This window comes from Pseudomonas sp. GW821-FHT02A08 (assembly GCF_059422045.1).
In genome coordinates this window covers 26,739-37,715 of sequence record NZ_JBWKWD010000052.1, presented here as the reverse complement: position 1 = coordinate 37,715, position 10,977 = coordinate 26,739, and the positions used below count along the sequence as shown (strand labels likewise).

Genomic DNA, 10,977 nt, shown 5'->3' with positions numbered 1-10,977 from the left:
CGGTACGTCAGAGAGATCGTGCAAGCCGGATTTACGACTGCTGCGCAGCCGGACGCAGCCTTCGGCAGCTGCTACAAGGAACGCGTAGCTGTACCGCCATTGCGGGGTTTTTTGTTTGTCGGCTGGTTGTCAAAAGCTCAGAAATTCAGGGCCTTAGGAACTTTCCATAAACCCGCAACTTGCATGCAGTGTTTCTGCTTGTCGTGCATTTTGCATGATTCCGGGAATTGGATGATTTTGTAACATATTGATTTTAAGGGTTTTATTTCTTATTCAAGGTTGGCACAGCGTTCGCAATATCCTTGGTAACCCTGCCGGCAAGACACTCGGCAGGCTTTCCGAAAAACAGGAGTTACTCGTATGAAGAAGTTCGCTATCACTGCCGCTGCTGCTACCGCGCTGACCCTGACCATGGCAAACGCGGCATTCGCCCAGACTACTCAAGCCACCCAGGCTCCCATGACCCTGGCGGCGGGTGAAATGACCAAGGCTACAGAAGCCACTTCCGATACCTGGATCACCACCAAAGTCAAAGCTGACCTGATGACCGAAAAAGGCATTCCAGGTAGCGACATCAAGGTTGAAACCAACAAAGGCGTGGTATCGCTGTCGTCGACCACCGCCGTGACCGATTCGCAAAAAGAAATGGCAGTGGCCATTACCAAGAAAATCAAAGGCGTCAAGGCGGTCTCCGCTGACGGCCTGAAAGCCGAGTAAGGCAAGACTTCTCGCCTGGACCGGGAGAAGGCGCGACAGACGGGCAGAGTCATGCGTCTGTTGCAACCTGAATGTTCATGCGAAGGGCCATAAGGATGTTGGCCGTCACAGGCCCCGTGCATTTTTGCCGGGGCCTGTTCTATGTATAGCGCTGAAACCCAATGTGGGAGCGGGCTTGCTCGCGAAGGCTGACTGACATTCAACACATGCGTTGAATCAAAGACTGCCTTCGCGAGCAAGCCCGCTCCCACATTGAATCGTGGTTAATCAATTGCCGCGTTTGCTGGTGATCTGTTTCAGCTGATTACCTTCGAACCGCAAGTATTGATACATCCCGCCATTCGGTCCGTAGGTCCATTCCTCAACCTGAAACTCTTCGCGCCGGTCTGCACTGCGCTTATACCCCAGTAAATCGCGACTGACCGGTTCACCGCATTTGTGCACCACCTCACTCGAGCGATCGCCGACGCTGATCAATTGGCTGCCACAGCGCAGGGTATCGGCCGCCCAGGCCTGACTGGCGCAGAGCGCCAGAATCAGGCCAGCCAGCCGCCATATCATTACTCGGCATCCAGATGCATCGGCGTCACCACGCGGCCGTCACTTTGCGCCTCGCCCAGATTGGCGTCGATGAAGTACACCCGGTCATCTTCCAGCTGGGCCTTGTCGACCAGGTAATCCTTGATGCTGCTGGCACGTTCCTGGCCCAGTTGACGCAATAGCACGTCGCTGGAACTCCAGAACTTGATCACCTCGCCACGCATTTTCGCAGTGCGCTCTTCCTTGCCCAGGTCCTTCCATTCGGCAGGGGGTTGGGTTTTCAGGCGGGTGCGGTAGATGCCTTCGAGCAGCGGGCCTTTTTCCCCGTCCGGCACTTCCAGCAACGAAGCCTGGGCCGGGACCTTGTCACCGCGGCGCTGGAGCATTTTGTAGTAGTTGTACTGGTATTCACGTTCCAGGCGTTGTTCGGCGATCAGTGGGCCATCGCTGCTCTGGGCGGCGGTGCCTTCGATTTCCAGGCGCAGGGCCGGGCGTTCCTTGAGCGCTTTGGACAGTTTGTCCAGGGCGCCTTCGGCATCCTTGCTCAAATCGCTGGAACCTGCTGCGAATGAAACACTGCCCAGGTCCTCCGAACCACCACCGTTGACCAGTCCGCCAATGAGTTTGAACGGTGCTGCCGCGGCTTTGACGATCAGGTTGCGCAGGGTCTGCCAGATAATCGGCATGACGCTGAACTGAGGGTTGTTCAGGTCGCCGGTGACCGGCAGTTCGATGGAGATCTTGCCATCGACGTCCTTGAGCAAGGCAATTGCCAGTTTCAGCGGCAGGCTCACGGCATCCGGGCTGTCGACTTTTTCACCCAGCTGCAGTTGTTCGACCACCACTTTGTTGTCAGCTTTGAGCTGACCCTTGGTTATCTGGTAGTGCAGGTCGAGATTGAGCCGGCCCTTGCGGATACGGTAGCCGGCGAATTTGCCGGAATAGGGTGTGAGCGTGGTCAGTTCCACGCGTTTGAAGCTGGTGGCGATGTCGAGGCTGGCCATCGGGTCGAACGGATTGACCGAGCCCTTTATGGTCACCGGTGCATAGCGATCGACCTTGCCCTTGACGTCGACACCGGCCGGTTTCGGCTGGCGGCTGTCGATGGTGCCGATCTGCCCGTTGAGTTGCTGGATGGCGGTGGCGAAGTTCGGGGTCAGGCTGAAGTCGGCGAAGTTGGCCGAACCGTCATTGATGAAAATGCCGCCGATGTGGATGCCCAGCGGTTTCTCGTTGCTGGCCGGTTTGCTTGCCGCCGGTTTTGCCCCGGAGTCCGCCGGTTGCGGAATCAGCAGGTCATCGATGTTGGTGGTGCGATCATCGTTGATCATGAAGCGTGCGTAGGGCTGGAACAGGTTGATCTTGTCGATCGACAGGCTGTCCCCATGCTGATAGTTCAGGCCTTCGACCACGACCTGTTGCCACTTGAGGAAGTCGCGGGTTTTCAGGGTGTCCAGGGTATGCAACTGATCGACCTGGGCGCGGCCGGTGACGTTGAAGGCCAGGGGCTCGGTGCTTTTCAGGTTGACCGCCAGATCGCTGGCGAGCATGCCGCTGCGCAGCTCCAGGCGAATGAACGGCGTGATGTAGGACTGGGCAACCCGCAGGTCGATGTCCTTGGTCTGTACCTTCAGTCTGGCGCTGACCGGGGCCAGGTTGACCTCGCCGTCGGCCATGATCCTGCCTTGCTTGCCCACGCCGGTATCGAGCTTGAGGGTAAAGGGTGAACCGTTGAGGCTGTCGAAGTTTTGCAGGTCGAGGTTCAGCGGCGCCAGATCCAGGGCGACGGCGGGTTGTGCCTTGCGGTCAGCCAGATGCACCTTGTAGTCGCGCAGTTGCACATCCTTGAGCAGCACCTGCCAGGGTTTGTCGGGTGCGCCCGGTTCAGGTTTCGGTGAGTCTGCCGCCGCCGGAGTGCTGACCGGTTCGGCATCCGCCTTGGCTTTGGTGGTGGATTTTGACGGTTGGCTGGCGAACAGTTTCTGCCAGTCGAGTTGGCCGTCCGGTTCCAGCGCGGCCCAGGTTTCCAGTTTGTGGCTGCGGATCTTGCCGACCACCACCTGCTGTTTGGCCAGGTCCACGGTGGTTTCGCTGACGTCCAGGCGCTCGAGCTTTACCAGCGGCCGGCCATCCGGCGCCTTGATCGCGAAGGGGGCGATGCTGACCGCTACATTGTTCAGCAGCAGCTCGGTTTCCTTGGCCAGGCTGAATTTGTAGTCGGTACTGATGCTCATGACGCCGTTTTCGAGATCCAGTGGCACGGCATCGCGCACATAGGGCCAAAAGGCTTTCATCTTGCCATCGGTGATTTTCAGCTTACCTTCGGAGGCGATCGGGATCAGGCTGAAGTTGCCGGTCCAGTCGATCTGTCCGCCATTGGGGCCGACGGCCACCAGGGTCATGTCGGCGCTGTCATCGGGCAGGGTGCTGAGGTTCTTCAGCTCGAAATCGAGTGTGTCGTAGAGAAACTCGATGGGCTCGCTGGGCCGGGCATCTTCAAAGTGCACGGCGCCGCCCGCCAGTTTGATCCGCTCGATGCGCAGGGGAAACGGCTTGGCATCAGGGTCGGCCGGTGTGGGTTCGCTCGCTGGCAGCTTGAACAGCCCCAGCAGATTGAGTTGGCCGTCCTTGCTGAACAGGATTTCGGTCTTGGGTTTGTCCAGTTCGACATCGGACAGGTGCACCGCCTTGGTCCACAGGCTGTCGAATTGCAGATTGGCGTACAGGCGTTCGAAAGCGACCTGCTCCTTGCCGGGGTCGCCGATGTTCAAGCCCCAAAGGGTCAGTTCAAGGCTGAACGGATTGAATTCGATCCGCTGGATCGTGGCGGGTGTGGTGGCGTAGTTGGCCAGTTGCTGGTTGGCAACGCGCAACGCGACACCCGGTAAAATCAGAAAACCCAGCAAGCTGTAGAGGGCCAGAGCAGTCAACAAGGCGCCGATGGCGCGAATCAATCCTTTGTACATGTGCGGCGTCATCTGTCTGATTCGGAGTGCGTTGGAGTATGGCACGCGTTTCCGGTTCCGAAGTGATCGGCCTGTTCAGGAAATTTAAGATTAATCCCACAACGCTCAGAGCTGCAGAATCAGGGTTTTCAGCGGTGGTTGCTGATCCATCGACGGGAAGTCGGCGCCTGGCTTCATCACGCTCCACTCACGCACCGGCCGCCCGGCCTTCTCTGCGCAACGCAAAACCTGCTCGCGCCAGTCGTCCATGCTGACTTTCGCCAGGTTATTGCAGCAGATCAGCACGCCGTTGTCGGCGGTGGTCAACAAGGCCGGTTTGAGCAGGCTCTGGTAGTCGCGCAGCAGGTCGACGGTGCCGAACGCGCTCTTGGCCCAGGCCGGAGGGTCCAGCAGCACCAGATCGTACTGGCGCTGTTCCAGGCGCTGATAGCTCGGCAGTTTTTGCCCGCGGCGCTGGCTGATCGGCAGGCCGGCCAGTTGGCGAATGGCCGGGAAGTAGTCGGACTGGATAAATTCCATGGTCGGCAACTGCGGGTTGAGTTGGCCGTTCTCCCGACCGACCGCCAGGTTGCCTTCGGCGAAGTCCAGATTGCACACCTCGCGCGCGCCACCGGCGGCGGCACTGAGGCCGACACCACAGGTGTAGGCGAACAGGTTCAGCACGCTTTTGTCCTTGCTGTGGTCCTTGACCCAGCCGCGGGTGTTGCGCAGGTCGAGGAACAGCAGCGGGTCCTGTCCGGCATGGCGACCGCGCACCCGATAGTTCAGGCCCCATTCGTGGCCGACCAGATCTTGCAGGGCGGCTTCGTCGGCGCGGTAGACGATGTCTTCGCGATCGATGCGCGAATTGCCACGGGAGCGGTCGTTGTAGACCAGCAGGGTTTCAAAACCCAGGTGTTGATTGATCGCTTCGTGCAGTTGCAGCAGTTCCTCGCGCAACAGCGATTGGTGGAAGCTCTGTACCATCAGTTGCGGACCGTAGCGGTCGATGGTCAGGCCACCGGCGCCTTCCTGGCTGCCGTGGAACAGGCGATAGCAATCGGTGCCTTGCTGGTGCAGTTCGGCGAGCAGGTCCTGGCGTTGATCGAGGGCGGCGCGCAGCGCCTGATTCAAGGAAGACATGCTGGGCGCCTTGCAGGAGGGAATTGGGCGCGGGAGTTTAACAGTTTTGGCGCGGGACCGAGACGATGCCTTCGCGAGCAAGCTCGCCCCCACATCGGATTTTCCGTGAACATAAAACTCGCGTTCAACATAGGTCCAATGTGGGAGCGGGCTTGCTCGCGAAGCTTTTGATCTTTGTTCTTTCTAAGTAATCCCCATCCGCCGTTTAGCCCGATGCACCGACCCATTACGCACCGCCCAGCGCAGCATTGGCGCACTGCGATTGACGCTGGCGCGGATCAGCTTGCGTTGCAGCGGGTTCTGGCTGACGCCGAGCATGTCGCTGGCCCAGTCCGGCAGCAGGTCGATCCCGGCTTGCATCATCAGACCGCCGAAAGGCCTGGCCAGGCGACTGGGGGAGGGGGCGTTCAGCAACAGGCGCAGGACTTCCCGACTGCGTTCGTCGCACAGCAATTGTGGACGCATGCGCTCAAGGTAGTCGGCAATTTCCTGCCGCGAACGGGGCACATCCAGGGCCCCGAGGCGCTCGGCGACCAGGGCGATTTCAGCGTAGTAGCGATCCTGATCGACCGGGGACAGGCGCGGATTTCGATAGCGCAAATGCGCGGCGAGGAAGTTGCTGACTTCCGCCACATGCACCCACGTCAGCAACTCGGGATCGCTGGCGGCGTAGGCCCGTCCGTCCGGCGCCGTGCCGGTGATCTGCAAATGGATGGTGCGGACTTTTTCGATCAGCCAGTCGGCATCCTTTCGAGAGCCGAAGGTGGTGCCGGAGATGAACTGCCCGGTGCGGCGCAAGCGGCCGAGCATGTCTTCGCGGAAGTTCGAATGGTCCCAGACCCCGGCCAATGCCAGCGGGTGCAGGGCCTGCAGCATCAGGGCGCTGATGCCACCGATCAGCATGCTGCTGAAATCGCCATGGACTTGCCAGCTCACCGAGTCTGGCCCGAACAGCCCGGGATCGCCCTTGGGGTTTTCCAGGTCGAGTTTGCCCAAGGACAAACCGGTCAGGCTCATGATCTGGGTTTCGATGCGGGTGCGGATGAATTCCATGGCCACTCAATAGGTTCTGTAGGAGCGAGCTCGCTCGCGATGGACGTTAACGATAACGCGTATTTCCTGAATATACGCGGCGCGCCTGAGTTCATCGCGAGCGAGCTCGCTCCTACAGAGGGCAGTACGTTACCGGTTCAGGCGTTTGTCGATCAGCCCCTGCACCACGCTCGGGTCAGCCAGGGTCGAAGTGTCGCCCAGGTTGTCCAGTTCGTTGCAGGCGATCTTGCGCAAAATGCGCCGCATGATCTTGCCTGAGCGGGTTTTCGGCAAGGCCGGCGCCCACTGGATCAAGTCCGGTTTGGCGAAGCTGCCGATTTCCTTGCTGACCAGGGCCAGCAATTCCTTCTTCAGATCATCGTTGGTTTCGACGCCATTCATGGGTGTGACGAAGACATAGATGCCCTGGCCCTTGATGTCGTGGGGGTAGCCGACCGCAGCGGCCTCGGCGATGCTCTCGTGCAGCACCAGGGCGCTTTCCACTTCGGCGGTGCCGATACGGTGCCCGGACACGTTGATCACATCGTCGATGCGCCCGGTGATCCAGTAGTCGCCATCTTCATCGCGTCGCGCGCCATCGCCGGTGAAGTAGTAGCCGGGGTAGGGCTTGAAGTAGGTGTCGACCATGCGTTTCGGGTCGCGATAGACACTGCGGATCTGCGCCGGCCAGCTGGACTTTATGGCCAGTACACCGCTGCCGGCACCTTTGATTTCCCTGCCTTGCTCATCGAGCAATACCGGTTGCACACCGAACATCGGTTGTGTCGCACAACCAGGCTTGATCCGCTGGGCACTGACCAGCGGGCTGAGCATGATGCCGCCGGTTTCGGTCTGCCACCAGGTATCGACGATCGGGCAACGCTCTTCGCCGACCTCATGGAAATACCATTCCCAGGCTTCCGGGTTGATCGGCTCGCCAACCGTGCCGAGTAGCCTGACGCTGGCGCGGGATGTTTGCTTCAACGGTTCCGGGCCTTCGCGCATGAGGGCGCGCAGGGCTGTCGGGGCGGTGTAGAAAATGTTCACCTTGTGCTTGTCGATCACTTGCCAGAAGCGCGAGGTGCTCGGGTAATTCGGCACGCCTTCGAAGATCAGCGTGGTTGCGCCGTTGGCCAGCGGACCGTAGACGATGTAGCTGTGGCCAGTGACCCAGCCGACGTCGGCGGTGCACCAGAAGACTTCACCGTCGCGGTAGTCCAATACGTACTTGAAGGTCATCGCAGCTTGCAGCAGGTAGCCACCGGTGGTGTGCAGCACGCCTTTGGGTTTGCCGGTGCTGCCGGAGGTGTAGAGGATGAACAGCGGGTCTTCGGCGTCCATCGGCTCGGGTGGGCAATCGGCGCTGGCTTCGCTCAGGGCCTGCTGATACTTGATGTCCCGTCCTTCGACCCGGTTCACCGACCCCTTGCTGCGCTCGACCACCAGCACAGTGCTCACGTCCGGGCAGCTTTGCAGCGCCTTGTCGACGTTCTGCTTGAGTGGCACGACCTTGCCGCCGCGCACGCCTTCATCGGCCGTGATCACGGTGCGGCAGTCGGCATCGAGAATGCGGTCGCGCAACGAGTCCGGGGAAAAGCCGCCGAACACCACCGAGTGCACCGCACCGATGCGGGTACAGGCCAGCATGGCGTAGGCCGCCTCGGGAATCATCGGCATGTAGATGCACACGCGGTCGCCTTTTTTCACGCCACGGCTTTTCAGCACGTTGGCCAGGCGGCAGACGTTTTCATGCAGTTTTTTGTAGGTGATCGATGTCGAGTCGGCAGGGTCGTCGCCTTCCCAGATGATGGCGACCTGATCGCCGCGCTTCTCCAGGTGCCGGTCGATGCAGTTGTAGCTGACGTTCAATTGCGCACCGGCAAACCAGCTGGCTTCACCGGTTTTCAGGTTGTAGCGCTGGACGGTTTCCCAGGGTGCACTCCAGTCGAGAAAGCGCGTGGCCTGTTCGGCCCAGAAGGTGCTGGGGTGTTCGACGGATTGGCGGTACAGGCGCTGATAGTCGTCTTGACTCAATTGTGCAGCCCGGCGGACGGCATCGGCTTTGGGGAACGTGCTGATATCGAACATGACGGTTCCTTATGCTTGTTTTGCGACAAGGATAAAGATGCGCCGAGAGGTCAATGGGTTCAAGTCGGATGCAACACAACTGTGGGAGCGGGCTTGCTCGCGAAGAGGGCGGTACATTCAACATTCTGGTTGACTGAACCACCGTCTTCGCGAGCAAACCCGCTCCCACATTGGATATTCATTGTCCACAAAGTTTGTGCTCAACACACACTTTGTGGGCAGGCTTCAAATCATCCGCGGTGACGACCACGGAAGTAATTGATCAGCCCTTGGGTCGAGGCGTCTTCGGCCGGGGTTTCTTCGCTGCCGACCAGGCGGTTGTAGACGCCTTTGCCCAGCTCCTTGCCCAGCTCCACACCCCACTGGTCGAAGGCATTGATGCCCCAGATCACGCTTTGCACGAAGACTTTGTGTTCGTACATCGCCACCAGTGCGCCGAGGCGACGCGGGCTGATGCGCTCGACCACCAGGGTGTTGCTCGGGCGGTTGCCCGGGATCACCTTGTGCGGCGCGAGCTTCTGCACATCGTCTTCGCTCATGCCTTTGTCGCGCAGTTCGGCTTCGGCCTCGGGCAGGGTCTTGCCGAGCATCAGCGCCTGGCTCTGCGACAGGCAGTTGGCGTACAGCCACTGGTGGTGGTCAGACACCGGGTTGAAGCTGACGATCGGCACGATGAAGTCGGCCGGGATCAGTTGGGTGCCCTGGTGCAGCAACTGGTGGTAGGCATGCTGACCGTTGCAGCCGACGCCGCCCCAGATCACCGGCCCTGTGTCGGTGGAAACCGGCTTGCCGTCCTGGCGCACGCTCTTGCCGTTGGATTCCATGTCCAGCTGTTGCAGGTGCTTGGTGATGTTACGCAGGTAGTGATCGTACGGCAGGATCGCGTGGCTTTGCGCGCCCCAGAAGTTTCCGTACCACACGCCGAGCAAGGCCAGCAGCACCGGCATGTTCTGCTCGAACGGTGCGCTCTGGAAGTGCTGGTCCATGGTGTAGGCACCGGACAGCAATTCCTTGAAGTTGGACATGCCGATGGCCAGGGCAATCGGCAAACCGATGGCCGACCACAGCGAGTAGCGTCCGCCGACCCAGTCCCACATCGGGAAGATGTTCTCTTCGCGGATGCCGAACGCTACTGCGGCGGCGTTGTTGCTCGATACCGCGATGAAGTGGCGATACAGCTCGGCTTCCGAACCACCCTGGGCCAGATACCAGGCACGGGCGGCCTGGGCGTTCTTCAGGGTTTCGAGGGTGTTGAAGGACTTCGACGAGACGATGAACAGCGTGGTCTCGGCGCGCAGCTTCATGGTCAGTTCGTGGAACTCGCTGCCGTCGATGTTCGCCAGGTAATGGCAACGCACGCCTTTCTGGGCGTAGGACAGCAAGGCTTCGGACACCAGCTCAGGGCCGAGGAATGAGCCGCCGATGCCGATGTTCACCACGTCGGTGATCGGCTTCTCGGTGTAACCGCGCCACAGACCGTCGTGGATACGGCCGACGAGGTCGGTGATCTGGTTCAGCACCTTGTGCACTTCGGGCATCACGTTGACGCCGTTGACCGACAGCTTGTCGCCGACCGGGCGGCGCAGGGCGGTGTGCAGGGCCGGACGACCTTCGGAAGAGTTGACGATTTCGCCATCGAACAGCGATTTGATCGCGCCCTTGAGGTCGACTTCGTTGGCCAGGCCCACCAGCAGATTGCGGGTCTCGGCGTTGATCAGGTTTTTCGAATAGTCGAGAAACAGGCCGCAGCTGCTGAGGGTGAATTGAGTAAAACGCTGCGGATCGGCATTGAAGGCTTCGCGCATGCTGAAATCCTGCATGGCTTGGCGGTGGTCATTCAACGCTTGCCAGGCAGGCAGAGCGGTAACGTCGTGAGGAGTGCGGTAATACGCCATCGCTGCGGGTTTCCTTATTACTTGAACGGCCTTTTGAACACTAAAAATCCCGGAGCGCTGCGGGTGAGCGTTCCGGTCAACTGCGTCGACACGATTTCATGGCGCAGGGCGAATACAGTAAACCCCGCGCAATGATCTGTCTTGACTTTGTCTGACCTGTTTCCGGTACTTTTTTAACATCGAAGTTAGGAATGGTCCGACAAACGGAAGAGACAAGACTCGGATCAGGCGACCTGGACCGGAATGGCGTTGCTGGTGTGGCTCAGTTCATTGCCCGGTGCCATGTAGAGCATGCGCGGCTTGAAGTTGAGCAGTTCGGCTTCGCTGTAATGGGCGTAAGCGCAGATGATCACGCGATCGCCAACCTTGGCCTTGTGCGCGGCGGCGCCGTTGACCGAGATCATGCGCGAACCTTCTTCGCCACGGATGGCGTAGGTGGTGAAGCGCTCGCCGTTGTCGACGTTGTAGATCTGGATCTGTTCGTACTCACGAATGCCGGACAGGTCCAGCCATTCACCGTCGATGGCGCAGGAGCCTTCGTAATCGAGTACAGCGTGGGTGACTTCGGCGCGATGCAGCTTGGCTTTGAGCATGATGGCGTGCATGAGTATTTCCCA

Annotated in this window: 9 protein-coding genes; 2 read left to right on the top strand and 7 right to left on the bottom strand. The window is 59.9% G+C overall.

Annotated features, from left to right (window positions below; translation table 11 throughout):
* Together AC07W4_RS25910 and AC07W4_RS25905 are read left to right on the top strand one after the other, a co-directional pair.
* On the top strand, positions 1–243 hold a 243-nt coding region (locus AC07W4_RS25910), incomplete at its 5' end, for a hypothetical protein (RefSeq protein WP_495034470.1).
* A 117-nt stretch (positions 244–360) separates the two neighbouring features.
* Positions 361–717 (top strand): BON domain-containing protein, encoded by a 357-nt coding sequence (locus AC07W4_RS25905; RefSeq protein ID WP_007970546.1) that lies wholly within the window; start codon positions 361–363, stop codon positions 715–717.
* Positions 718–984: 267 nt separating this feature from the next.
* On the opposite strand, the gene AC07W4_RS25900 is transcribed toward AC07W4_RS25905, so the two are convergent.
* From AC07W4_RS25900 to panD, 7 genes are all read right to left on the bottom strand, one after another.
* Positions 985–1,278 (bottom strand): DUF2845 domain-containing protein, encoded by a 294-nt coding sequence (locus tag AC07W4_RS25900; protein WP_495034469.1) that lies wholly within the window; start codon positions 1,276–1,278, stop codon positions 985–987.
* On the bottom strand, positions 1,278–4,235 hold the full coding sequence (locus tag AC07W4_RS25895) for a DUF748 domain-containing protein (RefSeq protein WP_495034468.1): 2,958 nt from the start codon (positions 4,233–4,235) through the stop codon (positions 1,278–1,280). Before AC07W4_RS25895 ends, AC07W4_RS25900 begins: the two co-directional genes overlap by 1 nt.
* A gap of 93 nt (positions 4,236–4,328) precedes the next feature.
* Complete coding sequence (locus AC07W4_RS25890) at positions 4,329–5,345, bottom strand: class I SAM-dependent rRNA methyltransferase (RefSeq protein ID WP_495034467.1); 1,017 nt, start codon at positions 5,343–5,345, stop codon at positions 4,329–4,331.
* 183 nt (positions 5,346–5,528) lie between these two features.
* A complete protein-coding gene (locus AC07W4_RS25885; RefSeq protein ID WP_495034466.1) occupies positions 5,529–6,398 on the bottom strand; it encodes an oxygenase MpaB family protein in 870 nt (289 codons plus the stop codon).
* Between the two features lie 129 nt (positions 6,399–6,527).
* Positions 6,528–8,465, bottom strand: coding sequence for an acetate--CoA ligase (acs, locus tag AC07W4_RS25880; RefSeq protein ID WP_495034465.1), 1,938 nt, complete (start codon positions 8,463–8,465; stop codon positions 6,528–6,530).
* A 230-nt stretch (positions 8,466–8,695) separates the two neighbouring features.
* Complete coding sequence (pgi, locus tag AC07W4_RS25875; RefSeq protein WP_008050169.1) at positions 8,696–10,360, bottom strand: glucose-6-phosphate isomerase; 1,665 nt, start codon at positions 10,358–10,360, stop codon at positions 8,696–8,698.
* Between the two features lie 224 nt (positions 10,361–10,584).
* Entirely contained in the window at positions 10,585–10,965 is a 381-nt protein-coding gene (gene panD, locus AC07W4_RS25870) for an aspartate 1-decarboxylase (protein WP_003228271.1), read from the bottom strand.
* Between the last annotated feature and the right edge of the window lie 12 nt (positions 10,966–10,977).

Coding starts and splice junctions, on each gene's coding strand:
- acs (WP_495034465.1), bottom strand. CDS start 8,465: ATGTTCGATATCAGCACGTTCCCCAAAGCCGATGCCGTCCGCCGGGCT.
- AC07W4_RS25885 (WP_495034466.1), bottom strand. CDS start 6,398: ATGGAATTCATCCGCACCCGCATCGAAACCCAGATCATGAGCCTGACC.
- panD (WP_003228271.1), bottom strand. CDS start 10,965: ATGCACGCCATCATGCTCAAAGCCAAGCTGCATCGCGCCGAAGTCACC.
- pgi (WP_008050169.1), bottom strand. CDS start 10,360: ATGGCGTATTACCGCACTCCTCACGACGTTACCGCTCTGCCTGCCTGG.
- AC07W4_RS25890 (WP_495034467.1), bottom strand. CDS start 5,345: ATGTCTTCCTTGAATCAGGCGCTGCGCGCCGCCCTCGATCAACGCCAG.
- AC07W4_RS25900 (WP_495034469.1), bottom strand. CDS start 1,278: ATGATATGGCGGCTGGCTGGCCTGATTCTGGCGCTCTGCGCCAGTCAG.
- AC07W4_RS25895 (WP_495034468.1), bottom strand. CDS start 4,235: ATGACGCCGCACATGTACAAAGGATTGATTCGCGCCATCGGCGCCTTG.
- AC07W4_RS25905 (WP_007970546.1), top strand. CDS start 361: ATGAAGAAGTTCGCTATCACTGCCGCTGCTGCTACCGCGCTGACCCTG.